Annotated in this window: 27 protein-coding genes; 11 read left to right on the top strand and 16 right to left on the bottom strand. The window is 44.3% G+C overall.

The window, feature by feature from the left end:
- The first annotated feature begins 66 nt into the window (after positions 1–66).
- Positions 67–489 (top strand): BLUF domain-containing protein, encoded by a 423-nt coding sequence (locus ACE5CV_RS07245; RefSeq protein ID WP_374949500.1) that lies wholly within the window; start codon positions 67–69, stop codon positions 487–489.
- 99 nt (positions 490–588) lie between these two features.
- Here ACE5CV_RS07245 and ACE5CV_RS07240 read toward each other — a convergent pair whose 3' ends face one another.
- Entirely contained in the window at positions 589–855 is a 267-nt protein-coding gene (locus ACE5CV_RS07240; protein WP_374949499.1) for a DUF3072 domain-containing protein, read from the bottom strand.
- Positions 856–916: 61 nt separating this feature from the next.
- Positions 917–1,372: a hypothetical protein gene (locus tag ACE5CV_RS07235; protein WP_374949498.1), complete on the bottom strand. Its 456-nt coding sequence runs from the start codon at positions 1,370–1,372 to the stop codon at positions 917–919.
- Between the two features lie 154 nt (positions 1,373–1,526).
- Here ACE5CV_RS07235 and ACE5CV_RS07230 point away from each other — a divergent pair, with 154 nt between their 5' ends.
- Together ACE5CV_RS07230 and ACE5CV_RS07225 are read left to right on the top strand one after the other, a co-directional pair.
- Positions 1,527–2,828: an ectonucleotide pyrophosphatase/phosphodiesterase gene (locus ACE5CV_RS07230; protein WP_374949497.1), complete on the top strand. Its 1,302-nt coding sequence runs from the start codon at positions 1,527–1,529 to the stop codon at positions 2,826–2,828.
- On the top strand, positions 2,825–3,325 hold the full coding sequence (locus tag ACE5CV_RS07225; RefSeq protein ID WP_374949496.1) for a hypothetical protein: 501 nt from the start codon (positions 2,825–2,827) through the stop codon (positions 3,323–3,325). Before ACE5CV_RS07230 ends, ACE5CV_RS07225 begins: the two co-directional genes overlap by 4 nt.
- Before the next feature lie 44 nt (positions 3,326–3,369).
- Here the strand turns inward: ACE5CV_RS07225 and ACE5CV_RS07220 are convergent, their stop codons facing one another.
- On the bottom strand, positions 3,370–3,618 hold the full coding sequence (locus ACE5CV_RS07220; RefSeq protein WP_374949495.1) for a hypothetical protein: 249 nt from the start codon (positions 3,616–3,618) through the stop codon (positions 3,370–3,372).
- A gap of 147 nt (positions 3,619–3,765) precedes the next feature.
- Here ACE5CV_RS07220 and ACE5CV_RS07215 point away from each other — a divergent pair, with 147 nt between their 5' ends.
- The 4 genes from ACE5CV_RS07215 (at position 3,766) to ACE5CV_RS07200 (ending at position 7,999) form a co-directional block, all read left to right on the top strand.
- Entirely contained in the window at positions 3,766–4,305 is a 540-nt protein-coding gene (locus tag ACE5CV_RS07215; protein WP_374949494.1) for a hypothetical protein, read from the top strand.
- A gap of 54 nt (positions 4,306–4,359) precedes the next feature.
- Positions 4,360–5,973 (top strand): amidase, encoded by a 1,614-nt coding sequence (locus ACE5CV_RS07210; RefSeq protein WP_374949493.1) that lies wholly within the window; start codon positions 4,360–4,362, stop codon positions 5,971–5,973.
- Positions 5,974–6,143: 170 nt separating this feature from the next.
- The gene (locus ACE5CV_RS07205) at positions 6,144–6,908 is read left to right on the top strand and encodes an SDR family oxidoreductase (RefSeq protein ID WP_374949492.1); all 765 of its coding nucleotides are present in this window, start codon (positions 6,144–6,146) and stop codon (positions 6,906–6,908) included.
- A 173-nt stretch (positions 6,909–7,081) separates the two neighbouring features.
- Complete coding sequence (locus ACE5CV_RS07200; protein WP_374949491.1) at positions 7,082–7,999, top strand: DUF72 domain-containing protein; 918 nt, start codon at positions 7,082–7,084, stop codon at positions 7,997–7,999.
- Between the two features lie 54 nt (positions 8,000–8,053).
- On the opposite strand, the gene ACE5CV_RS07195 is transcribed toward ACE5CV_RS07200, so the two are convergent.
- Entirely contained in the window at positions 8,054–8,269 is a 216-nt protein-coding gene (locus ACE5CV_RS07195; RefSeq protein WP_191164192.1) for a PspC domain-containing protein, read from the bottom strand.
- Position 8,270: 1 nt separating this feature from the next.
- A complete protein-coding gene (locus tag ACE5CV_RS07190) occupies positions 8,271–9,557 on the bottom strand; it encodes a DUF2851 family protein (protein ID WP_374949490.1) in 1,287 nt (428 codons plus the stop codon).
- Between the two features lie 186 nt (positions 9,558–9,743).
- Between ACE5CV_RS07190 and ACE5CV_RS07185 the strand changes: the two genes are divergently transcribed.
- Positions 9,744–11,042: an MFS transporter gene (locus ACE5CV_RS07185; RefSeq protein WP_374949489.1), complete on the top strand. Its 1,299-nt coding sequence runs from the start codon at positions 9,744–9,746 to the stop codon at positions 11,040–11,042.
- 54 nt (positions 11,043–11,096) lie between these two features.
- On the opposite strand, the gene ACE5CV_RS07180 is transcribed toward ACE5CV_RS07185, so the two are convergent.
- The 3 genes from ACE5CV_RS07180 to argH form a co-directional block, all read right to left on the bottom strand.
- Positions 11,097–11,786 (bottom strand): DUF1345 domain-containing protein, encoded by a 690-nt coding sequence (locus tag ACE5CV_RS07180; protein ID WP_374949488.1) that lies wholly within the window; start codon positions 11,784–11,786, stop codon positions 11,097–11,099.
- Positions 11,787–11,857: 71 nt separating this feature from the next.
- Positions 11,858–12,058 (bottom strand): YwbE family protein, encoded by a 201-nt coding sequence (locus ACE5CV_RS07175; RefSeq protein WP_374949487.1) that lies wholly within the window; start codon positions 12,056–12,058, stop codon positions 11,858–11,860.
- 76 nt (positions 12,059–12,134) lie between these two features.
- Positions 12,135–13,484, bottom strand: coding sequence for an argininosuccinate lyase (argH, locus tag ACE5CV_RS07170; RefSeq protein WP_374949486.1), 1,350 nt, complete (start codon positions 13,482–13,484; stop codon positions 12,135–12,137).
- Between the two features lie 148 nt (positions 13,485–13,632).
- On the opposite strand from argH, the gene ACE5CV_RS07165 reads away from it, so the two are divergent.
- Positions 13,633–13,998: a hypothetical protein gene (locus ACE5CV_RS07165; protein WP_374949485.1), complete on the top strand. Its 366-nt coding sequence runs from the start codon at positions 13,633–13,635 to the stop codon at positions 13,996–13,998.
- A gap of 143 nt (positions 13,999–14,141) precedes the next feature.
- Here the strand turns inward: ACE5CV_RS07165 and ACE5CV_RS07160 are convergent, their stop codons facing one another.
- From ACE5CV_RS07160 to ACE5CV_RS07130, 7 genes are all read right to left on the bottom strand, one after another.
- Positions 14,142–15,206, bottom strand: coding sequence for a M20 family metallo-hydrolase (locus ACE5CV_RS07160; protein WP_374949484.1), 1,065 nt, complete (start codon positions 15,204–15,206; stop codon positions 14,142–14,144).
- Between the two features lie 79 nt (positions 15,207–15,285).
- Positions 15,286–15,633 (bottom strand): single-stranded DNA-binding protein, encoded by a 348-nt coding sequence (locus ACE5CV_RS07155; protein ID WP_374949483.1) that lies wholly within the window; start codon positions 15,631–15,633, stop codon positions 15,286–15,288.
- 94 nt (positions 15,634–15,727) lie between these two features.
- Positions 15,728–16,087 (bottom strand): PleD family two-component system response regulator, encoded by a 360-nt coding sequence (locus ACE5CV_RS07150; protein WP_374949482.1) that lies wholly within the window; start codon positions 16,085–16,087, stop codon positions 15,728–15,730.
- A complete protein-coding gene (locus ACE5CV_RS07145; protein WP_374949481.1) occupies positions 16,088–16,381 on the bottom strand; it encodes a hypothetical protein in 294 nt (97 codons plus the stop codon).
- A gap of 142 nt (positions 16,382–16,523) precedes the next feature.
- Positions 16,524–17,183 (bottom strand): response regulator, encoded by a 660-nt coding sequence (locus tag ACE5CV_RS07140; RefSeq protein ID WP_374949480.1) that lies wholly within the window; start codon positions 17,181–17,183, stop codon positions 16,524–16,526.
- A 131-nt stretch (positions 17,184–17,314) separates the two neighbouring features.
- Positions 17,315–18,565: a DUF2130 domain-containing protein gene (locus tag ACE5CV_RS07135; RefSeq protein ID WP_374949479.1), complete on the bottom strand. Its 1,251-nt coding sequence runs from the start codon at positions 18,563–18,565 to the stop codon at positions 17,315–17,317.
- A gap of 160 nt (positions 18,566–18,725) precedes the next feature.
- Positions 18,726–20,363, bottom strand: coding sequence for a gliding motility protein RemB (locus ACE5CV_RS07130; protein WP_374949478.1), 1,638 nt, complete (start codon positions 20,361–20,363; stop codon positions 18,726–18,728).
- Between the two features lie 164 nt (positions 20,364–20,527).
- On the opposite strand from ACE5CV_RS07130, the gene ACE5CV_RS07125 reads away from it, so the two are divergent.
- Positions 20,528–22,087, top strand: a complete 1,560-nt coding sequence (locus ACE5CV_RS07125) for an IPT/TIG domain-containing protein (RefSeq protein WP_374949477.1) — start codon at positions 20,528–20,530, stop codon at positions 22,085–22,087.
- 258 nt (positions 22,088–22,345) lie between these two features.
- Positions 22,346–25,369 (top strand): protein O-mannosyl-transferase family, encoded by a 3,024-nt coding sequence (locus ACE5CV_RS07120; protein ID WP_374949476.1) that lies wholly within the window; start codon positions 22,346–22,348, stop codon positions 25,367–25,369.
- 127 nt (positions 25,370–25,496) lie between these two features.
- Here the strand turns inward: ACE5CV_RS07120 and ACE5CV_RS07115 are convergent.
- Positions 25,497–25,941: isoprenylcysteine carboxyl methyltransferase family protein (locus tag ACE5CV_RS07115; protein WP_374949475.1), on the bottom strand; the 445-nt coding region annotated here is incomplete at its 5' end.

The raw sequence follows: 25,941 nt of genomic DNA, 5'->3' as shown, positions 1-25,941 counted from the left end.
AAAATTGGCCCGTGTTTCGTTAAATGCCTTCACAATTATTAAATTGCGCTATATTACTACCTTGCCATGAAAAACCTTGTTTACCTGAGCACCGCATCTAAATTAATGCATGAAAACCAGCTAATGGATATACTGCATAATGCCCGGCAGCACAACTCGGCAGTGGGTATATCGGGCGTGTTGCTTTATTCAGAAGGTACGTTTATCCAGGTTTTAGAAGGTCAGGATAAAGTGATTGACGCCCTTTATTTGAGGATCTCTGCCGATAATCGCCATAAAAATGTGATCAAACTGATAGAGGGGCCAATAGAAGAAAAAAGCTTCAGCCAGTGGGTAATGGGTTTCAGCGTAGTAGATCATGAAGTAACAAAAGGGTTGGTAGGTTACCTTCAATCTACCGATAAGCTCCCGGTAAATAACCCGAATAGCGAAGCTGTTGCAACTATTAAGACATTTATTGAATCTAACAAGCTAAACATCAACTATTAAAGCTTTAGACTACAAGCGCTTTACAAGCTATCAAATACTAAAAGAAGGGGCTGCCAATTAAATTGGCAGCCCCTTCTTTTAAGGATGTTAGATAGCCGGTTACTCCCCTGTGTTATCCAACCCGCGACCGGTTTTATGCTGCAGTTCGTCGATCCGTTTTGAGGCATCTGCCTTGCTTAACTTTTCGTCAAATTCCTCGCCTGCCTCGTCAGATAATGTTTTGAGGTAAGAGTGTTGCGCACCGGTCATTGGTTCGTCGCCGGTTGTCCAATCGTCCGGGTCTTTAACCGTGTTAGATCCTTTTATTCCGTTATTGTCTTCTGCTGCATTATCAAACAGCTCGTTGTCTTTATTTACGTCGGCCATAATAGTTTGTTTATTAGAATAACCCCATGGCTAAGTTATTGTTTGCTAAAAAAATGAGCAATTAATAGATCTCTACATAGCTTATCATATCTATTGCGCCGATATATGAATTCAAATGCCCTTTCTGTTTAACGTCTACCTGCCCCCTGATAGTCATCCGGTGATTATTGATACGTGAAAAATCGCCGTCGCCATATTGAAAAAGACCGGTGTTGGTACCGGTAAGTTTGAGCGGACAGTCCTGCGAAAAATTGATCCAAAGCGCGTTTCGGTTGCCCTTATCTACCAGTGTACTGTCATTTAGCAGGGCCGACAGGTTTTTACCTTCCACATATTTGCCGGTAACCTCCACGTATTGCCTGTCGTAATCCTTTAAATGGGAAACCAGCTTGCCGAAGCTTACTTTACGATAAGTTATACCTGCCGAGCATTCGCTGGTGTAAACGCCCTTTTGCCCGCTGCAGCCGGTAAGCCCAACAACCGTAACCGATAAAAGCAGACGCCTGAAACCCGACATAGTAAAATCAATTATGCACACCACAAGATAACAAATCGGCTTGTTGTTACAGGCAAAAACCGTGTAAGATTATTGCTATAGTGCAGCTAACATTTTACAATAGCCTATCCTGCGCTTAACCTTTATTGTCTATTTTTACCGTACAAAAATCATCATGAAAAAACTTAGCATTGCGCTGTTGCTGGTATTTGCCTGCCTGGAAGGGTTTAGCCAGATTGTGGTACCGGTAACTGATACCGCCCAGCAAATTATAGCCGGGCGCAAAAACAGCCCGGCCCAGCAAAAAAAACCGTATGTAATTTTAATCTCTGCCGACGGTTTCCGTTGGGATTATGCGGACCGCTACAATGCCGAAAACCTAATCAGGCTGCGTAAACAGGGTGTTGCTGCGGCCTCGATGCAGCCGTCATACCCGTCTGTTACCTTCCCTAACCACTATGCGATGGTGAGCGGTTTGTACCCCTCGCATTCGGGATTGGTAAATAACAGCTTTTACGACCGCGACCGCAAAGAATTTTATAGCATGGGTAACAAAAAGAAAGTTGCCGACGGATCATGGTATGGCGGATCGCCGCTTTGGGTACTGGCAGAGCAGCAACAAATGAAATCGGCCAGTTTTTACTGGGTAGCATCTGAGGCAGCTATAAAGGAAATACGCCCCAGCTACTATTATATTTATAACGAAAAGATAAACACACATAACCGCATCAGCGCTGTTGTGGACTGGCTTAAATTGCCAACCGACGAGCGCCCGCACCTGATCACCTTTTACTTCCCCCAGGTGGACCATGCCGGGCACCTGCACACACCCGAATCACCGGAGGTTGCGCATGAGGTACACTATGTAGATTCGGCCGTTAATGAACTTTATAAAGCCGTAAAAACAACCGGCCTTAATGTAAACTTTGTATTTGTATCAGATCATGGCATGACCAAGGTAAACACCGAGGAACAGATCAGGATCCCGGCCGCTATCGATACTTCTAAGTTCACCATATCCGGCGATGGCATTTTAGTTGAGCTGTACGCTAAAGACAAATCTTCGATACAGCCTACTTATGACGAATTGAAAAAAGAGGCCAAAAATTACCAGGTTTATTTAAAGACCAATGTACCTGCACGCCTGCATTATGGCACTGCCGATGACAGGCACAATCGTATTGGCGATATTTTGCTGATACCGGATTGGCCTATGGTTTTTAACCTGAGCAATCGCAAAACCATTAACCCCGGCTGGCACGGATACGACCCCACCCTTATAAAAGATATGCACGCCACCTTTTATGCATGGGGGCCGGCATTTAAAAAGCATCTTCATATCAAAACATTTCAAAACGTTGATGTATTTAACATGATAAGCCGCATACTTGGCCTTAAGATAAACCCGTTGGATAAAGTGGATGGAACAGCCAAACTGGCCGATGAGATCCTGGTAAAAAAAGCTGTTAAAAAATGAGATTAACGTTTAAACTAATTATGCTACTGTTGCTGCCGGCAACTTTATTTGCGCAAAGCACTGCGGTGTTAAAAAAGCAGGCTACCATTGTATCTGATGCACTTGTCAGTGGCGATTATTCTACCGTGGTAAATTACATGTACCCTAAAATAGTACAGAATGCAGGCGGCAAGCAAAAAATGCTGCAGCTTTTAACTGGTGCTATGATGCAAATGAAAGCTACCGGTGCCACTTTCCAGAGCGCTACCATTGGCGAGCCGGGCAAGTTTTACAAAGCCGGGCGGGAAATTCATTGCCTGGTGCCTGAAAATATTCGGGTGAAAACAGCTAACGGAAGTTTCGCCACGCAAAGCAATTTGCTGGCAGTGAGCCAAAACGGCGGCAAAAGCTGGACCTTTACCGATCTGAACAAGGCAACGATAGATAAGATACCGCAATTGTTCCCTTATTTTAATAAGGACCTAAGATTGCCGCAGCCAAAAACACCAAGCTTATAAACTAATCGTTGCAACTGATGCAGTTAAGCACCAGTTGCCTTAGATTATGACTGATTGTCGGAACCTTCGAGTTTTACAATTTTGTTGTAAATTCCTAAAAGTAAAAATGGCGCGGCCCACTGCCCTACAAATAAAGCATTGTGGCGTTTACCCAGTACTTTAAAAGTCATTGATACGCCAATAGAGGCTAGCGCTGCCCATAAGAATACATCAGATGGTATCTTCGCGGTTTGCTGTTCAATTGCTTTGGCTACAGGGCCTTCTGTGTGTTGTGGATTTGAGTTTTCTGGCATGATATTACTGTTTATTTGGCCAACTGCATGTTAGCCAATAGATAAACATTGTTACAGAATATAAGTTTCTCTCTAATTAATTTATTTCACTAATTGTAAATCTACTTTAGTTCACAATTGGATTCATAACTTGTCGTTAACTATCATATGGCTTACCTTCATACATGGTCCATCGGTTTTTCTAGATTATTTATCTGCATACTAATCCTCTTTTGCGCGGAACAATTAGTTGCGCAGGATACTATCGCCATAAAAAAACAAGCTGCCCGGTTTGCTGCTGCCACTTTTAACGGTGATCATAAAACGGTTATCGATCTGACCTACCCTGCTTTAATTGAGCTATCCGGAGGACGGGAAATGATGCAGAAATTAATTACCGATAAAATAGAAACTATCCGCAAACGTGGTATTGTTAAGTTTGAAGGCACAGTTGGTTTGCCCGGACCTGTTTACAAAGCCGGCACGCAGCTGCACTGTCTTATACCTGAATACATCATCTTCCGGATGCCGAAAGGACACTACTATGCCGAATCATATCTTTTAGGTGTAAGTGACGACAATGGCAAAAAATGGAAATTTTTAGACGTTGGCAGCATGCCGCAAACCATACTGCATAAATTGTTGCCAAATTACAACGATGCATTGGTGATACCGCAATCGGCCAAACCGGTTTACTTTGCCGACTGACCTTTTACTTCGCGCTAAAATCATTAAATTGGGATGATCTAATAACTCCCCCATATGCAACGCAGAAATTTCCTTAAAACAGGGTCATTAGCCGGCCTTACCTTAACTACGCTGGTAACCGCTTCATGTACGCCATCCGCCACCGATGCCAGTAAAATGAAAGACACTACCGCCGCGGATGATTTTGAATTGAACGAAGCCACCATTGATAGCCTCCAACAAAAGATGCAAAGCGGCAGCCATACTTCGCGTGCCCTAACCGAACTATATCTTAAACGCATTAAGGCCATTGATAAAACGGGCCCGGCTTTGAACGCGGTTATAGAAGTAAATAAGAGCGCCCTGGATATGGCAGATGCAATGGATAAGGAGCGCAAGGCAGGTAAGGTACGCAGCCTGCTGCATGGCATCCCGGTATTGATAAAAGATAATATTGACACGGGTGATAATATGCATACTACGGCCGGCTCACTTGCGCTGGGGGAGCATTTTGCCAAACAAGATGCATTTATTGTGCACAAGCTGCGTGAGGCAGGCGCTGTGCTGCTGGGTAAAACCAACCTGAGCGAATGGGCCAACTTCCGCTCCTCGCATTCCACCAGCGGGTGGAGCAGCCGCGGATTGCAAACTAAAAACCCTTACGTGCTTGACCGTAACCCCAGCGGCTCGAGTGCCGGTACGGGTTCGGCTGTTTCGGCTAACCTTTGCGCTGTTGGTATCGGTACCGAAACTGATGGTTCCATCGTGTCGCCATCATCGGTTAACGGTTTGGTAGGTATTAAACCTACCGTAGGCTTGCTAAGCCGTACAGGTATCATCCCTATTTCAAAAACACAGGATACAGCTGGCCCAATGGCGCGTACGGTAAAAGATGCTGCAATATTGCTGGGTGCATTGGCAGGTGTCGATCCAAAAGACAGCTTCACGCTTAAAAGCAAGGTACAGAAAGATTACACCAGATTTTTAGATATTAACGGTTTAAAGGGCAAGCGCATAGGTATGCAAAAGATCGACAACCCTAATGCCGCTACGTTAAAATTGCTGCAGCAAGCCTTAACTACCCTAAAGGCGCAAGGTGCCGAAGTGATTGAAATTGACGTAAACAAACAACTCCATGAAATTCGCGACAGTGAATTTTTAGTCCTGCTATACGAATTTAAAGACGGTTTGAACGAATACCTTTCTACTGCGGCGGCCAAAGTCAAGAACCTGACAGATGTGATTGCTTACAATACCGCTAATGAAGATAAGGCAATGCCCTTTTTTAAACAAGAAACCCTGGAGCTTGCGCAAACCAAAGGCGACTTAAACAGCAAAGAGTACCTGGATGCCGTTGCAAAATCTAACGGGATATCACGCAAAATTATCGACAAGATCATTACCGATAACAAACTGGATGCAATTGCCGGCCCTACCAATGGCTTTGCCGTATGTATCGACCTGATAAACGGCGATTACGATAACGGCTTTTCGTTTTCATCACCGGCAGCCATGTCGGGGTACCCGCACATCACCGTACCTATGGGGGCATGGCATGACCTGCCTATGGGCCTGTCCTTCTTCGGCACTGCCTGGACCGAGGGAGAGCTGATCCGTATAGCTTACGCCTATGAGCAGGCATCTAAAAAACGCGTTCGGCCGCAATTTAAAACTGGTTTGTTCGCCTGATCTTGTGCAGAGACCTATTAGTTGAAGCGAGCGGACAGGGCGCCTGGATCAGCTTTGTTCATTTTTTAACCTCATGCACATTCCGAAGGTGATACCATTTTATCCGATGTGGATACCATTTTGCTGCCGGTTTTTGCCGCACCTTTGTATCAACATTAAAAACTATATAAATGGAACCTACAAACAAAATAGCATTGATAACAGGCGGCAGCCGTGGCCTTGGTAAAAACGCTGCATTGAAACTTGCCCATAAGGGAAACCACGTCATCATCACCTATCGCAGCAAACAAGACGAAGCCGACCAAGTGGTAAAAGAAATTGAGTCGTTAGGCCTTAAAGCCGCAGCCTTGCAACTGGATACCGGCAAAGTAGCCACATTTCCAGCTTTTAAAGAAACACTTGCTGATACTTTACAACAAATTTGGGGCAGGGACACCTTCGATTTTTTGGTGAATAATGCCGGCATCGATGCCGCGTCGCCATTTGCGCAAACCACTGAGGAAGATTTTGACAACTTGTTTAACATCCATTTTAAGGGTGTTTATTTTTTAACCCAAACACTGCTAACTACCATTGCTGATGGTGGCCGCATCATCAACCTGTCTACCGGGTTAACGCGCTTTGCAACGCCGGGTTACGCAGCCTACGCATCTATGAAAGGCGCTATTGAAGTGTTTACAAAATACCTGGCTAAAGAATTAGGCAGCCGCGGCATTGCAGCTAATCTGGTTGCGCCAGGCATTATCGAAACCGATTTTACTAAACGCGCGTTTGACAGCCACCCGGGTATGCATGACTTTATCTCGTCGATAACCGCGCTTGGCCGCCCCGGTCAGCCGGACGATATCGGCGGCGTTATCGCGTTTTTATGTAGCGAAGATGCCCGCTGGATTAATGCACAGCGCATTGAAGCTTCGGGTGGCATGTTTTTGTAAAACAATACTCACAAAAAAGGGGATGATCTGCTTAAGACCATCCCCTTTTTCATCTACCTTAAATCTTAGTTAGAGCTTTGTTGGTTAATTTATCCGGGAATGTAATATTTTGCCGTCTTTTAGCAAAAGGCACTAATAAAGGCTAAATTGCGGCTTTATAAATTATCAGTAGTATGGAATTTGGCCGCGTACCGGAAGAACAAATTGGAAGCATCGACTTTAGTCTGCCTGTCAACCCGCAGTTCACTATTGATACACTTACCGCGTCAAAAAACAAATCGCCGTTACAGGTACATGTGGGTTGCGCTAAATGGGGCCGTAAAGAATGGGTGGGCCAGATCTATCCTCCAAAAACAAAGGATGCGAATTTTTTGGATGAGTACGTAAAGCATTTCGACTGTATCGAGCTCAACGCAACCTTTTACCAGGTTTATGGCCCCGACACAATAGGCAAGTGGAAACAAAAGGCCGACGCCAACCCCGATTTTAAATTTTGTCCTAAATTTTCGCAAAGTATCAGCCATATCCGCAGGCTTAAAAACGCAGATGATATTACTACTACATTTTATGATGGTGTGCTGGCCTTCGGCGATAAACTGGGGCCGCTGTTTTTGCAGCTGAGCGATAACTTTACGCCTAAAAGCCTGCCCGAGCTAACGGCTTATCTGGAACGCCTGCCTACAGACCTCCCCGTTTATGTTGAATTACGGCATAAAGACTGGTTTGCCGTGCCCGAAAATAAAGAGGCTGCTTTCAGCCTGTTTAAGCGGTTAAATATCGGATCTATACTAACAGATGCCACCGGCCGCCGGGATTGCCTGCACATGATGTTGCCTACCCCGCATGCCTTTATCAGGTTTGTTGGTAATGGCCTGCACCCAACCGATTACCTGCGCTGCGATGAATGGGTAGACCGTATAGTGGAATGGAAAGAGTTGGGCCTGCAATCGGTTTGGTTTTTTATGCACCAGCATGATGAGCGTTACTCGCCGGAGCTTTGCGATTACGTAATTGCCAAGCTAAATGACAAATTAGCCCTCAACATTCACCGGCCACAGTTTATCGGCAAGGAACAAGGCCTGTTCGAGTAAGAATGTAATTATTGTTATTCAAGCGAAGCCGCCACAGCAATGTTATAACCGGTGTTACCGGTAATAAGTGTGCTGTCGCTTGATGTAATTACGGAGATCAAGCACGATACCCGCAAAGAAGTAAAATATGAGCGGGAAACCCACTGCTAAGAATGAGGTGTAAATAAAAAATAGGCGGATTTTGGAGATAGAAATATTAAACCGCTCGCCAAGGTAAGTACATACCCCAAAGGAGTAGCGCTCAAAAAAGGTGAAGATCCGTTGTAACATATCAGGACGGTTTTAATATTTTAATTCCAAAGCCGCATTGTAGGCATTTCTTATAATTACAGTAGTTATTTCTTAGCTCCAGTAAGGCCTGCGATTCAAATGCTGATTTGATATCCAGCCCTAAGTTAACAAAATCCGTGGTTACACTGTTTTGTTCGCCGGGAATATTTTCCAAAAGCTTTAGGCTCCTGCTTATATAATATTGTTGTTGCAGGTGCTTACCGTAACTAAATAAAAATAAGGCAACTGTATTAAGTAATATGGTATCAACCGAGGCCGCGCCAAAATGTTTGCCTGCTGGTTTCGACTCCCTGTCGAACCGGTAATGCGTATCCCAGTACGGGTTGATGTTAATGTTGCTAAACAGTTCACGCAAGGCTTTAACATCTTTGGTCTCCAGGATTTTGCTGAACAAGTGATTAGATTGCACTACCAGCCCGGCGAACTGAGCAAGACGGATAGTAGGGAAGTTTTGCGGCCGCATCCGCAGGAATTTCCATAGATGGGTCTCTACCGGTGCAAGGTTAAACTTTTTCTGCAGGAACTGGTATTCACTTTTCAATTTCTGCGGGTACTCATCTGTAAAATCTTCATTTAAAAACCCGGCCTGCCCAAAAATCAGCGCCTCTATCTGCATACTGTTATTCTTGTGCTTAGCCAGGATATTTTGAGGCAGAGACTTTGCCATCAGTTCAAAAGGCAGGGCATTTGTTTTAAACCCGAAGTTAGCTGCCAAAAATTGGTAAAAGGTTTCCTCCCAATCGCCCCGGTTTTGGGCAAGCGCAGCAATCACCGCTTCAGATCGTTTTTCGAGTCGTTCTACCAGGATGCGCGTAAGCCAGTTGCGCATGGTCAGGCCATCAACCGTGGCAATGTTTGCTTCGCAGGGAATGATAGTTTGCGCACCAAAAACAAGGTTATGATAGCGGTTAAAAAGATCCGGGTTAATACGGTCTTTCAGTTCCAGCGTGGGCACGCGTTTGCCATTATTACGGTACAGGGGCAAATCATCCCGGTAAACAATATGCAGTATCACACTATCGTAGGCATTGTCTGTACTGTGGCCATGGCGTTGCCAATCGGACGAGCTGAGGTGCAGTTCAGCATTGCCCGCCCAGGTCGTATTGCCAATGCGGATCCGCGCGTTTTGAAAATCGGCCCCTGCATGGCTGTTGTGCAGCCCTGCCGAATAAACCTGCAGCTCTTCACCCTCGGTTGTTCGCAGGTCAAGCCTGTCAAACAGCCGGAACTTCCATACGTAATGCAAAAAATCTTCGGTAAAAAGCATAACGAAAGTTAGGCAAGAATCGGAGGAAAACAAAATTAGTAACGACTATTTCTTACAGGGACCTTCTTTCCGAATTTTTAGTCAGCAATGGGTTTACCGTATGAACTGGGAGTGCCATCAAAGCAACATGTGAAATTTTCGACGCAATTTTAGCTATCTTGCCCTTGCCAAAAAATCTGCCAAACCATGAGTATTATTGCCGAACCACAAACAACCCAAAGCCGTGTATGGTCAATTGTTGGCGGTTCGCTGGGGAATTTGGTAGAGTGGTATGACTGGTACGTTTACTCGGCATTTTCGCTATACTTTGCGGGAGCATTTTTTCCGAAAAGTAATCCTACAGCCCAACTTTTAAATACCGCAGGCATTTTCGCCATCGGCTTTTTAATGCGGCCTATCGGCGGCTGGCTTATGGGCACTTTTGCCGATAAGCACGGCCGAAAAACAGCCCTTACTTTTTCAGTATTGCTAATGAGTGCCGGGTCGCTCATTATTGCCATAACGCCTGATTTTAAGCATATCGGCATTGCCGCACCTGTATTGCTGGTACTTGCACGTATAATTCAGGGGCTAAGCGTTGGCGGCGAGTATGGCACCAGCGCTACTTACTTAAGTGAAATGGCTACTAAAAAAAGACGGGGCTTTTATTCGAGCTTCCAATATGTAACCCTTATTATGGGGCAATTGCTGGCACTGGGCGTATTGATATTGCTGCAACGCGTATTTCTATCAGAAGATCAATTGCATAGCTGGGGCTGGCGCATCCCCTTTGGCATTGGCGCTGCGCTGGCCATTATAGTGATGTACCTGCGCCGCAGCCTCCAGGAGTCGGTAAACCTTGATAAGAAAGACGACAGCCAAAGCAGCGCCCGCGGGTCGCTCCGGGCGCTGGCGCAACACCCGAAAGCGGTACTTACGGTTATTGGCCTCACAATTGGGGGAACGGTAGCCTTTTACACGTTCACAACTTATATGCAGAAGTTCCTGGTGAATACCAATGGCTTCAGCAAGAATACGGCCACGCTGATATCAACCTTAACCCTGGTAGTTTTTATGCTGATACAGCCGCTGTATGGACTGCTGTCCGACAGGATTGGCCGCAAGCCGATGCTTAAGGCGTTTGGCATACTGGGCACACTCACAACTATCCCCATACTTACTTATTTAAGCCAAACCCATAGCTTTTGGGTTGCCTTTGCCCTTATCATGCTAGCCTTGCTTATCGTAAGTAACTATACTGCCATTAATGCGGTAGTAAAGGCGGAGTTGTTTCCGGCGCATATCCGCGCCTTAGGTGTGGGCTTCCCTTACGCTATTGCGGTGTCGGCATTTGGTGGTTCGGCAGAGTATCTTGCCTTGCTATTTAAACAAAATGGCCACGAAGAATTGTTTTACTGGTACGTTACCGGTTGCGTAATGTTATCGCTATTAGTTTACATAACAATGAGTGATACGCAAAAGCATTCGAAGATAGAGGGCGAGTAAATTTGGCTCTACTTATATCCTTACTACGAGTTTAACTACAAGTTTGAGTTGATATTACTTAGATACCAAGCCGGATATTACGTTGATGCTTAACGCTACAATGGCGGTATTAAAAGCAAATGAAATGAGGCCGTGGCGCCAGGCTATACGGCGGATGAGTTTTGAGGAGATCTCGACATCCGACACCTGGAACGTCATTCCCAGTACAAAAGAGAAGTACACAAAATCCATATAATCCGGCTCTTTATCATCGCCGGGAAACTCCAGGCCGCCGGCAGGGTTACGGTTGCCTTTTTCAACGCTGTAATATAGATGTGCGTAACGCAGGGTATAAATAGTATGTACCAGCCACCACGAGGTGACCACCGCCCCCATTGACAGGAAAACGTAGCCGGCCACCGTTTGCTGCGACTCGCCTTTAGACGATTTTAAAAGCAGAAAAATAGCGAGTAAACTTATAAGTGATGCAGATGTAACGAACAGCGAGATCAAATACCTGCTTGAATCTTCCAGCCTGGCTATCTTACGGATATCTTTGGGGTGTGCCCACAAAATCACTATCCAGCTAAGGATGATAATGGTAAGCGAAAACCCTACCCAGGTAATCAGCGCCACAGCGGGTACCGATGGTATGTGCCTGCAACATAGATAAGTTATAGCCGCTATCACCAAACCAATCAGCAGGCGATGGTTAGCATCCAAACGCAATAATAAATAATTCTTAGGTTCGGATACGGGTTTCATATTTTATCTTTATTTATCGCCGATAGCTACTGCCTCGTTCTGCGAAGTATTAAATATCGCTGGTCAAAATCTTAATCTTCTTCTACAATTTCGGCTACCCGGCCTACCTGGCCGTCTTCCAAACGTACCTTAATTCCGCGGGAATGAAAAGCAGAACTTGTCAGCAAATCTTTTACAATTCCGCGTGTCAATTTACCGCTCCGCTGATCTTTCTTCAGGATGATATCTACCTCTAAACCCGGGTAAATGTCTGCTCTGTTTTGTCCGTTCATAGTTTTTCGGAGTCCGGAAGTCTGAAGACAGAAAGTCCGGAAGATTACATTTATATTTTGTGTTTGCTTTTCGTACTTACCGACTTTCGGACTTACCGACTAACTCTTTTATCGCTTGCTCCACCTTTTTAAAGTCGAAGCTTTGCACTACTTTTTCCATCGCCGCGGTTATCTCCGCGTTGTTCAGGTTGCCAATACTGCCTTCATGGGTATGGTTCACGGTTTTATCAGGGTTGAAGTTCCCCTGCTCAATCTCCAGGCCTATTTGCTTATATGCGTCGCGAAACGGCGTGCCGTTCAATACAGCTTTGTTCACCTCTTCAACACTGAAAAGATAAGCGTATTTAGGGTCGTCCAAAATATTTTTATTCACGCTGATATTTTGCAGCATAAAGTTAGCCATGTGCAGGCAGTCTATCAGATCGGTAAAAGCGGGAAACAAAACCTCTTTAAGTAATTGCAGTTCGCGGTGATAGCCTGATGGCAGGTTAGTGGTCATCATCGCAATATCGTTTGGCAACGCCTGCATGCGATTACATTTACCCCGCATGATCTCCCACACGTCGGGATTCTTCTTATGTGGCATGATACTGCTGCCGGTGGTCAGGTTTTCCGGATAGCTTACAAACGCGAAGTTCTGACTCAGGTACAGGCATTGGTCTATTGCCATTTTAGCCAGTGTCGCCGCTATGGAAGATAGTGCCTGCGCAATAACGCGCTCCGTTTTGCCCCGTCCCATTTGCGCGTAAACCACGTTATGGTTCAGGCTTTCAAACCCCAGCAACTGGGTGGTTAGGGTACGGTTAAGCGGAAACGACGAACCATAACCGGCAGCCGATCCTAACGGGTTTTTATTAGTAATCTTCCAGGCGGCAAGCACCATTTCCAAATCATCAACCAAACCTTCTGCATAGGCGCCAAACCACAGGCCGAACGACGACGGCATAGCTACCTGCAAATGCGTATAACCGGGCAGCAAAACATCTTTATGCTGCTCGCTCAGATCTATCAATTGCCGAAACAGCTTACCGGTATCTTCGACTATCTGCTGCAGCTGGCTGCGGAAAAACAGCTTCAGATCAACCAGCACCTGGTCGTTACGGGAGCGGCCGCTATGGATCTTTTTACCGGCATCGCCAATGCGCTGGGTAAGCAGCATTTCTACCTGCGAGTGCACATCCTCTACCCCTTCTTCAATAGTAAAATTGCCGTTTTGGATATCGGCATAAATCACTTTAAGCTCGCGCTGTACAAGGGCAAGATCGGCTGCATCCATCAAACCTATCGACTGCAGCATGGTAGTGTGTGCCAGCGAACCTAATACATCAAAGGCTGCCATCTGCCGGTCTAACTCGCGGTCGTGCCCAACGGTAAAGTTTTCTACCAGCGTATCAACGTTGGTGGTTTTTTGCCAAAGCTTGCTCATGCTGCAAATATAAAATTAAAAGGTGTAGATGATACGTTGATGCAATAATAGCCTTAACTGTTCAACCTAACAGCCCACCTTGCAATTAATTAACCTAAAAAACCAACAAGGTCAACAGCTATGCTTTATATTTAAAGCAGTTTATGATATGAGCAAGTCCCCTGTGAAGATACCTGACCTGAAAAACCGCCCGTTTGTATTGTTTGCCTTGCTGGCACTGGTATTACTTATTGCATCGTTATTTCCGTCATCCAAAAATGTCGACCTCAACCTGTCGGATACTTATTTTGTTGTTGCCATAACCGGGATTTTGCGTACACTGGCCTGGGCAATGCTGCTATTATTCCTGATCTACTTTTTTGCCAACCGGCTGTTACTTTCAACCAGGATAACATGGGCGCATATCCTATTAACTATTATGCCGCTGATTGTTTTGTTGATCCTATTTCGATTTTTCCGCATGAAGAGGCACCTACCAGATATTATGCCGTGGCACAGCCCAAAAGCAGTTTAAATTGGAATGCCATGATCTTTGCTTTGGTAGCTATCCCGGTGGCAGCACAGGTGTTACTGCTAATCAATATGATAGGTGGTGCATTTAAAAGATAAGACTAGCCCGCTCTTAGATGTAAATTTAGGCACTTGAAGGCAGGCAGGTTAAACAATCTTATTCAGCATCTCTATATACAGTGCTATCCCTTCGGCAATTTCATCTACGTAGATAAACTCATCGGCCATGTGCGAGCGGGCGCTATCGCCGGGGCCAACCTTGATAGACGGGATATCCAGCAGCGACTGATCTGACGTAGTTGGCGATCCGTAAGTTTTGCGCCCTAAGGCCACGCCTGCCTGTACAAACGGGTGGTTTTTATCTATCGAGGATGGTTTGAGGCGGATGCTGCGCGGTTTTACATCGCAGGTTACATGCTGACGGATAATTTCTAATACTTCTTCGTTACGGTAAGCATCGGTTACCCTTACATCAACTGTAAAAGTACAGCTTGCAGGTACCACATTGTGTTGCGAGCCTGCATTGATGATTGTTACCGACATTTTTATTGGACCAAATACTTCTGATTCTTTAGGAAACCTGAACGTACGGAACCACTCGATATCGGCAAGTGCCTTATAAATGGCGTTTTCACCCTCTTCGCGCGCGGCGTGGCCGGCTTTCCCGTATGCAGTGCAATCCAGTACCATTAACCCGCGTTCGGCAATGGCAAGGTCCATTAATGTGGGTTCGCCAACAATACCAAATTCCAGTTTACCCAGTTCGGGAATGATCAGTTCAAGGCCGTTAACGCCCGATATCTCTTCCTCGGCAGTTGTGGCCAGGCAAAAGTTATATTTAAGGTCTTCTTTATCGTGATAGTATAAAAATACAGCGATCAATGACACCAGGCAGCCGCCGGCATCATTACTGCCCAGCCCGTAAAGTTTGCCATCTTCAATTTTGGCGTCGTAAGGGTCGCGTGTGTAGCCCGAGCTCGGTTTAACCGTATCATGATGCGAATTTAAAAGTATGGTTGGCTTTGATGCGTCGAAGTGCTTATTCCATGCCCAAATATTATTCAGCTTGCGATGCGTGCCAACGCCGTGTTGTTGCAAAATCTGATCTATCAGATCGGCAGTGCGGTCTTCCTCTTTACTAAAAGACGGGATAGAGATCAGTTGCTGTAAAAGCTGTAATGCAAGTTGCGATAGCGTTGTTAAATCTGCCATAGGTTACAGGGACCGATGCCCGGTGGTGAACGGTAAAATTACATTTTTTTAGATTAGATGGCAATTAACCGCCTCCCAATTATTTAATTACCGGAACGGCTTGCAAACTTTCCAATTTAACAACGATAACTTCCAGATGGTACCTTTTCACATTGTTATCGTCCACATGAGATGTTGTGGCTAGTTTCCCCTCCAGATAAACGGTTTGGCCAACCTGGAGTTCCAAAGCCTGATCGGTTAAATTTGCCGGTATTTTAATATTATGATATTCGTTATGAACCGCAGTTTCTTTACCTTTTTTGATAACTTCATTGGTGACCAATTTCAAAAGTATAAACTGCTCACCACGATTTAAATGTTTAAGTTGTAAATCTTCGCAAATCTGGCCTATTAATATAACTTTATTTATTCCGGAACTACCAATCATTTATTGCAGTGTAAAACCCTGCAAAATTGTAATTAACAATTTAACCCGCTATTAGTATAACTAACATATAAGTCCGGATAAATACGAAAAAATGCTAAAATATCAGTTCGGTAACAATATCACGCAATTCAAAGATATCAAAGGGCTTTGCGAGAATGTGATCGCTTTTATAATTGCCTAACGAATGAATAACTTTTGAATGGGCTGAAATGATAACAACCGGTAAGTGGCAAGTATGCTCATTCGTTTTAAGCTGATGACAAAGTTCGCCTCCATTCACACCTTCTAAAATGTAATCAATAATTACCAGGTGGGGTTTAAACAAATCAATTTCGTCAAAGATATTTGCCGTGCCTAACAATCCCTTTATATCAAATCCTTCATTCTGAAATACTTCGGTCATCATTTCCAGACAGCCGTTGTCGTTATCTATAATTAATATCCGTCTATCCATCTAGTTAAAAACACTTATGCTGCTATGAAAATCACTTAGATCTACGTCATCTAAACTCACAAAAACATCGGTATCATCAACTCCCTGCGCCAGGATAAGCGGCTCGCGGATTATACTAAAGTATGTATCAGTATTGGGCGGAAGATTTTTTATTACAGGCTTTTCTTTTATAGGATATAAATCAATGCAAACGGAGTTTTTGCCGTTAAATTGATTGGATGTTTTAGATAAACAGTATCGGTAACCCTTTGAAATCAAAAATTCTAAAATAGTTTTTGTAAAAATAGCTCTCATGCCATCACTTATTCGTGTTAACGTAAAAGTGCGATGAATGCTGTAAAAATAAAAAGTATTTATACGATTTTATAATAGTAAAAATACTAATTTTATCATTATAAGAAATTTAATTGAAATTTATTTCCCCAAAGAATTACTATTATCCTATAATTCTATTTAAAACAGCATATCTAATTAACGCTGCGGAATTACGGGTGCCGGTTTTTTCGATCAGCGCCTGCCGTAAGCTTTCGATAGTACGCTTGCCGGTAAACAGTTTATCGGCAATTTCCTGATTAGTGAAACCCTTGGAGATTAGCGAGAGGATCTCTACTTCGCGATTGGATATATTAAGATTAGACGCGTCTACATTAAATTGACTATCAACACCACTAACTAATTTATCCAGCAACATCAGCGCTAATTCATTACACAAAAAGCGCTCCTTCCCTTCGTGAACATATTTGATACCATAAAGCAACTCAACAGCGCTCACGCTTTTGATCATATAACCGGAAGCACCTGTTTTGAAAGCCTCAATTATATCTTTTTCGTTATTGCGACTGGATAATATGATTACCTTAACTGGCGGGTTAATATGTTTTAACTCTTTAAGAAGTTCTATACCGCCCATGTGAGGCATATTAATGGCGGTTATGACAATATCCGGGCGTTCGTTATCACTGCCTTTCAAATACAGCAACGCCTCCCTCCCGTTATCAACTTCGGCTAATACTTGTATTTCTTTGTCTCTTTCCAAAAGAGCCCGGATACCGTTACGCACTACGATGTGTCCGTCGGCCAACAGAACTTTAATCATTACTACGAATGTTAATAAAAGTTTGAATTGAAAAGTGACCGGGAAGTATAAAAGATGAGTAGCAATAAAGGAGCTAAAATAAATATAATGTTTGATATAATTCTAATACAAATTGTAATGGATGTAAATGGCTATTCTAAAAGCAGCGAATCATCCTCATCGCCAAGGCTTAACTGGATCATATCATTCCCGGCAATACCTTCAATATTTCCTTTAATGCCGGCAGCGTTAATTAACACCTTATCCAATTGCTTCTCACGCGATTTCCATAACCGCTCCATCGTGTCTCTTTCCTTTACAATTGACAGGCGCATGCTCATATACCCCTCGCGTATCGCTTTCCATTGTTCAGAAAATTCGCTGCTGGTTAGGTAATCATATAACAGGTGCATTTTGTCGCCTTTATTATCCTGTGCCTTTGCCAGGGCGGCAAGTTTAAGCACACCATCGCGCAGAATGTAGGATACGGCTTTCAGCTCGTCAAAGCTGCAGATCCATACGCCGTCCTTTTCGCCAAAGCATTCCATGCCTTTAGGGTAGCACTGGGTAACTATTACGGCAACATCAACATTAGATGCGCGCATATCTTTCTTCAGTTTTTCTATCCAGTCGCCACCAAAAGCTGATGTGCGTTTGCTTTCATAAATGATACGGCCACACTCCTGCCCAAACTGGTTACGCACCGTTTGCACGCAGTCGGCACCACGCACACCTTTACCCACCTCGCTTATCACATCAAATGGAAAATAGGTGCGCAGCTGCTCTTCCAGTATCAGTTCCTGCGCCTCGCCCTGTAGTTGCATTGATCCTTGTTCGGCACGGCGCTTCATCTCGTCAACCAGTTTTTTCTGGTCTTCCAGCTGCTTTTCCATTTCCTTCACCTTAAGCTGGTGCTCGGTGTCTTTAATACTGCTTTTTTCTATTTCCTGCCTGCGTATCTGCTCGGTCAGTTCGGCGCGCTGCTCCTGCAGTTTACGTTGCAGGGCAATCTCCAGTTCTTCTTCCTTTTGTTTTAAGCTTTGCTCACGCTGCATGTATTCCAACTCCTTCTGCCTGGATTCCTTTAGCTTTTCGGCGCTTGCCTTTACCGAATTTTGCAGCATAAGCAACTGGTTCTCAAAATCAGATGCGATGGATTTGCGGAGGTTCTCTTCCAGGGTTAATTGCAGGGTTTTCTTTTCTCCGGCAAGGCGCTGCTCAAAAGCCAGGTGCTGTTGGCGTTCCTTGGCAGCAAACTCCTCTTCCTTTTTGCGGTACTCATCTTCCTTTTGGCGGGTATAATCCTGCATTTTCAGCCTGAGCTGCTGTTTATATTCCTCGGCCATCACTTCCTCAATAGGGAAACCATGTCCGCAGCTTGGGCATTTAACTTCTGTAGCCATAATTGTAATTAGAGAGGATCAAAGATAATTGAAAGTTTGCGATGATTTAAACCGCCACGTATTTTAAACCACTGGGATACCATGTGAAACCTTGATCTAACACCTAACTTTAACATAGCTTACCATAAGCCTTTGTAAAAACCGTCGCAGTTGATAACTTTTAAAAATCGTGATATAGATTCCTAAATGTGGTGCGCAGCCCGAACGACAGCATAGTTGTTTTTTTACTGCCAAGAGCGGTTTTTTCATCACGGTAAAGTCCGGCCAGCTCAAAGCGGAAATTATACTTAGGGTTCACCAGGAACGATACGGTACCTTCGGCATATTTTACGTTGGTAGTAATACCAGGGCCAAGCGGGATCCTCGCGGCAGCCGGATACTGCGGCATAGATTGGTTGCGGCCATAGTTGAACACCGTACCATCATACCCGTAGCGCGAATAATTTAATTGTCCCTGAAAATCAATCCTGCCGATAGTGTAGTTCATCAAGCCTGTCCACTCTTTAAAGTTGGCACCCAGCGGGTGGCCGAGCGGCTCCCCGTAAAACGTATAATAAGTAAGTGTTTGGTCGCTGCTGTAGGTATCGGGGTTAACCGTGTTATACTCTAACAGGTAACTCAGGTTTTTTACGCCGAATACATCGCCACCGCGCACCCCAACCTGGAAACCTGTACGTGCATTGGCGGCCGTGCCCGATTTTAGCTTATCAATTACTACCTGGCTGTAAAGCGCCTGCTTATCCAAAAACTTGTACTTGCCGGTAAAGCCCAACAGTGTGTTGGCCGGCTGCGACGATGAACCCGAACCGGGAATGAAAACAAGCGGGTTAATGTAATTAATATCAAACCCGCGCCTATTGCCGGTCACATCAGCTTCGGGAATGATCACCGCGTCAAAGAAACCCAGCGAAAGGCTGTTGTTTACATTGTAGTCCAGATAATGGAACAGCCCATATTTGCGGCGGTTACTTCCAAAACTATCGAATTTCTTTTCGTTGATATCCTGCAGCATCGTCCACATCATCATATACTGAAAATGCCCCACATTGGCCGTAAGGCGCAGCATGGGATAGTTAGCAGAATAATCAGACAATAGTAACGACCGGTAGCCATCACCTATAAAAGTTTTATCCTGGCCCAGGGTAATGTTCAATCGCTTTGTAGGGGTGTACGAAAGAATAGCCGTTACATATGAGTAATCTTTAGTGGTTTTGCCGAAACTACGGTCGTATCCCTGGCCGGGTACAAAACCCAGGCTATCTACCTGATAGTTGTAATAAGACGGAAATACCGCCTGGCTCTCAAATCCGCTGGTGTAAAAAGAGAATTTGCTGCCCACTGTACCGCCAAACTGAAAACCGCGGGTATTCAAGCCCAATTTTGCTTTTATGCCAACACCAATCGGGTGAAAGTATGCAGGCTTTTTATTGGGGTCGTCAAAATCATGCGCCCATATATTTTCTGACAAAAAATCACCGTAAAAGGTATAATCCTTTTTGTTTATTTGGATAAGATGCTCGTTAAAAAGCTTTCTCAGTACCCAGCTTTTGCGGTTGGTATCTACCCCGACATTCATCAACTGCGTATAGCGGCCGGCAAGGGAGCTATCGATAACAAATGGCCTTAGTGATGTATGCAGGCTGTTATCTTTTGAATAAACCCGCCCGTTAAACTTTTGGTAAAACTGGTACGACTGCGGCAAATAAACCGACTGCGCTTTGGTTACAACCGTAGCAAACATAAAAAGCAACAGCAACAGATTGTACTTACCCGCAACCCAGGAATAGTGTTTTTGCATACACGGGCAAAATAAGTATTAATTATTGTAAGATAGAAATGAGCGGTATAATTTAAGTGTAAAGTAGCACACCCTGCCCCTGTGTAATTGAGTATTAAAGTATCTTAATATGCCATTTGGTTTTTGAGTGATTGTTATTATTTTTAGGGCACATTACAATCTATATGTTTAAAGTATTATTTGTGTTAAAGCGCAGCCGCCTTGTTACTACTCTTTTGGTACTGCAAGTACTGGCCCTGGGTTGCAAAAAAGATAACAACCCGTCCGAAAACCCTGCAAACCTGCCGATAATAACAACAATGCAATATTACAGCTACAACGGCATACAGTATACTGACGGACCGCTCTACTACAACAATAGTATCCTTAATAATTTGGGGGTCCCTAACAGTGTGATCACCATTAACGGCCATAATTTTAGTCAGGATTATAAAGAAAGCAAGGTGATGTTCAATGACATCAGTAGTCCTGCCATATGGGGCGATTCTACCAGAGTTCTTGTGGCCATTCCCGATGATTTACCGGCAGGCCCGGTAAAGCTTACTCTCCTAACTAACGGAAAGAGTATTGTTCATCAAACGAAATTTACGGCAGAAGCACCTAATCCACAAATATCAGGTATAAATGTTCCGGCTGGTATGCTTGGTAGCCGTGTTATCATCACCGGCAAGGATTTTAGTACGTCGAAAACTAAAACAGTGGTTACGGTTAATGGCGTAGCCGCCGTGGTAGATTCAGCCAGCCTTACCTATGTATCGTTTAAAGTACCATCAAATACGTCATCCGGGAAGATAGCTTTAACCACCCATGGTAAAACGCTTACTTACAACAACGACTTCAAGATTGTATCCTCGACATTTACCACAATTACCAATTTTGGCTTAAAAAATATCTCGCTGGATGCTGCAGGCAATATTTATGGCACAGACGATAACAAGATAGTAAAGGTTACCCCCGGCGGTATTGGCACAACCATAACCAGGATAGGCAGTGATAACAATTATTTTGGCAAAAGCGGTACCGTTTTTGGCGGTACTGTAGCTGATGCATCCGGTAACGTTTATTTTATATCGCCTTACCAGGCAAATCAAGTGGGTTTAGTAAGTTATCCTGATTTTGCCCTGAAGCTTACAAAAGTACTTGCCGATGGCACTTCGGTAGCTATTGCGGGTGGCGGCTTTCCGTCTTACGTTGACGGGCAGGGTACAAGTGCTAAATTTAATATTCCGGGACAGGTTGTTATTGATCCTATATCAGGTAATTTTTACATAAACGATCTGTGGGTTATTCGTAAAGTAACCCCGGCCGGCGTGGTAAGCACGGTAGCTAATTCCCGCCCCGTGGCTGGCGTAGTAACCATACCAAACCTCAAAGTTATTGGCCCAATGGCAGTTCAGTCTGCAACAGGCGATTTGTATACGATCGACGTTGTTGCCGGTTATGTAGGAAAAATTACCCCGGGTGGTGCGATCAGCACTTTTCCTTTTACATTCGCTTCTGGTTCTGCCCCGGTTAACAGCTTGGTTGGCGCTGCAACCCTTGTCGCAGATGCAACCGGAGGTTTTTATTTTTCGATAGACAGCAGGTTATACCAGTTAAAAAATGGTGTGGCTACAAATATCTATGCCAACCCTACAACCGGTAATATAGTAAGCATGACTATAGATAAAGCCGGAGATATCTACTTAAGCGCAGATAATTCAATCTACAAAGTAAAGCTTTAGGCACTGGTAATATAGCCGGTGTGCCAAACATACACTCGTCATCTACCCCTCCCAGCTTCGCTTAGAGGGGGTTATTTATTTAAAAATATTCTTTAAGCATACTTTCCTTCCGCACTGCAGGGCGCTTAGCACGAATTTGGGTAAGCGAAGCATGGGGAAGAGTTAGTTAAAATCTGTTAATTTTCAACATCCAACCAGCCATAATTACAATTAAGTTATAAAATTACTGATATTTGCCGCGCTCATTATCCGGGATACATGCAATACAATAAGATCAATAACCTTTTAGGCTGGCTATGCTTTGTAATAGCCTCTGCTACTTACATTTTAACTTTAGAACCGTCTGTAAGCTTTTGGGATTGCGGCGAATTCATATCATGTGCCTACCGCCTGCAGGTTTCGCACCAACCGGGTTACCCATTGTTTGCTATGCTGGGTAAGGTGTTCTCGCTTCTATCTCTCGGCGACAATACTAAAGTGCCGTACTTTACTAACATGGGTTCGGCCATTGCAAGCGGCGCCACAGTAATGTTTCTTTTCTGGACCATTACTGCCATAGCCAAAAAATTGCTGGCCGGCCGCGAAAAGGATTTCGGCACTTCACAAACTACCTTAATAATGGGCGCAGGTTTAGTAGGTGCTTTGGCATTTACCTATACAGACACTTTTTGGTTCTCGGCTGTAGAAACCATCGTGTTTGCACTATCTTCTTTATGTATCGCCATTATTTTCTGGGCTATACTTAAATGGGAAGCTCACGCAGATGAGCCACGCGCCGATAAATGGATCATTTTTATTGCCTATGTTATCGGGCTTTCTATCGGTATTCACCTGTTAAATTTGTTAACTATTCCGGCACTCGCCTTGGTATATTACTTCCGCCGATATAAAAACATCACCACTAAAAGCGCCATTATAGCCTTTTTAACAAGCGTGGTGATACTGGGCTTTGTACAATATGGCATCCGTGGTTACACGGTTAAGTTCGCTGCATATTTCGACTTATTCTTTGTAAACACTTTAGGGATGGGCTTTGGTACCGGTGCCTTGTTCTTTCTGCTACTGATTGTTGCGGCGTTGGTGTTCGGCATTCAATACAGTATCAAAAAACAAATGCCAACGCTCAATCTGGCGTTTTTATGCGTTGCCTTTATCTACTTTGGTTATGGGTCGTTCGCATACATCCCTATCCGGGCAACGGCAAACACAAATTTAAATAACTCGCATCCTGATAATGCCTTTACCATGTACGGTTACCTTAACCGTATCCAATATGGCGAAAATCCGTTGCTTACCGGCCCGTTGTTCGATTCAAAAATTGTAGACCAGACAGACGGCCCCAACATTTACCGCAAGGGTGCCAAAACATATGAGATAGCCGGCAAACGCCCTAATTATATTTACGACAAAACCACTCTGCTGCCCCGTATGTACAGTAACGATGCGCAGGACGTGCAGTTTTACCGCCAATGGCTGCAATTGGGCGAAACGCAATCGCCTACATTTTTTGATAATATGCGATACATGTTCAGCTGGCAGATCTACCAGATGTACGGCCGCTATTTCCTTTGGAATTTTGTAGGTCGTTATAATGATCAGGATGGACAAACCAGCACCGAAGGCTATGACGGTAATTGGACCAGCGGTATCTTTGACGGAGGTAAACACCTGCCGGATAGCGTTATCCATGGTACTACTTACACCCCACTTTACGCCCTGCCGCTCATCATTGGTTTGCTGGGTATGTTCTATCATTTCAGTTATAAAAAACGCGACGCGCTTATTGTGTTGATGCTATGGTTCTTTACCGGCATTGCCGTTGTGCTTTATGTAAACCAGGCAAACGTGCAGCCGCGCGAAAGGGATTACTCGTACGTAGGATCGTTTTACGCCTTTGCCATCTGGATAGGCCTGGCGGTGATTGCCATTGCCGATATGATGAAGAACTGGGCCAAACTTAATATCAAAATAGCCAGTTATGCGGCTACAGCGCTTTGTTTACTTGTAGCGCCCGTTTTAATGGCTGCCAAGGAATGGAAGGCGCACGACAGATCAACTAAGATGACACCGCATGATATGGCTTATAATTACCTGATATCGTGCCCGCCAAACGCTATTCTATTTACTTATGGTGACAATGACACCTACTCGTTATGGTATGACCAGGAGGTGGAAGGTATCCGGCCTGATGTGCGCATTGTGAACCTAAGCCTGTTTACCGGCGACTGGTACATTCGCCAGATGCAAAAGCCAATGAACCAAAGCGCGCCATTGCCTATCACTATGCCTTACGATAAGTACAAAGAAGGCGTGCGTGATGTGATCTATTTTAACGACGGCAATATTCCAGGCTATACCGATGTAAAGGATGTATTTGACTTTATTACCTCTGATGATAAGGCGATGCAGGGCCAAACCAATGGCGGCGAAAGCGTAAATTATCTGCCCACCAAAAAGTTCAGCCTGAAAGTAAATGTAGATGATGTAATGAAAAACCACGTGATAACAGCCGACCAAAAAGGAAAGCTGGATAGTACTATGCGATGGACTTACACATCCAACTATGTAACTAAAGAGAACCTTGCGATATTGGATATTCTGGCACACAATAACTGGAAACGTCCTATCTGCTTTACCACTACCATCGGCAACAGCAACCTTATTGGCTTGCAGCCTTATTTGTACAAAGAAGGGTTTACTTACCGCCTGCTGCCTTTAAAGGCCGATACGACTAATCAGGACCAGCTGAGCAAAACCAACAGCCTGGTGATGTATGATAACGTGATGAACAAGTTTAAATTCGGCAATTTCAAAAACGCCAAATACCTTGATCATGAATCGACCAATATGTTTTATCCGGTACTGCTTACCACCTTTTTAGACCTTGCCCGCAACCTGGAAGAAGAAGGCCATGCCGATCTTGCCCTGAAGGTATTACATAAATGCGACGAGGTGTTACCCGACCTAAACCCGTACATAGATGTTACCGGCCGTAAACTGTTTATGGCACAGATAGCATACCGTTTAGGTGATGCCAAATTGGGTAATAAATTAGTTAACGCTATAGATGCTTACCTGGTTGATCAGCTAAATTACAATTACTACCAACTACAGCAAGGTGGCGGAAACATCAATTCGCGCGATGTGCAAATAGGCATACAAGTACTGAACGGCATTACCGAATTTAGCAAAGCAGGCCATCAGGATGCATTAAGCAAGAAGTTTTCGGTACAACTGGCTGATTATACTACTAAGTTTGCGCCGATACTGGGAAAAGAATAACCGGTAAGAACCGATAACAAAAAGCCCTGTTCGGTTCGTCTGGACAGGGCTTTTTGATTTGAAAGCTTTTTATCGAAATATATAGGAATATCTAAATTTCAGCAGAGATGAAGGCTTCAAGTTCTTGCTACATTGCCAGCACTTCATTCTCCATTTTAATACGTACGTAAAGCATCATCGCGTTTAAAATAGTAAATGTTATCGCGGTATAATATAAATTGAACGCCAGCGGAATGATCGCTATCTCGCAGATCACGATAATATAATTAGGGTGTTTAATGTATTTGTAAATACCTGTAGCCACAGGCCGCGACCCGGGCACTTTATAGATCTTGGTATTCCAATAATGGCCCAGGGTAGATATCACCACAATTTTGATAGCGATAAGGATAAAGAACAGCACAATAAAAAAATAATTGGTGCCTGTTTGGTTGCCGTAAATATATTCGGCAATTACCGATATGATAAATAGCGTGTGCATGGCCACCATATACGGATAGTGCTCCTTGCCGTACTCCACAGCGCCCTGCGACAGCAGCCATTTTTCGTTACGCGAGGCGACCAACAATTCG

Source organism: Mucilaginibacter sp. (genome assembly GCF_964263795.1).
GTDB lineage: Bacteria > Bacteroidota > Bacteroidia > Sphingobacteriales > Sphingobacteriaceae > Mucilaginibacter.
This window is presented reverse-complemented; position numbering and strand designations above follow the sequence as displayed.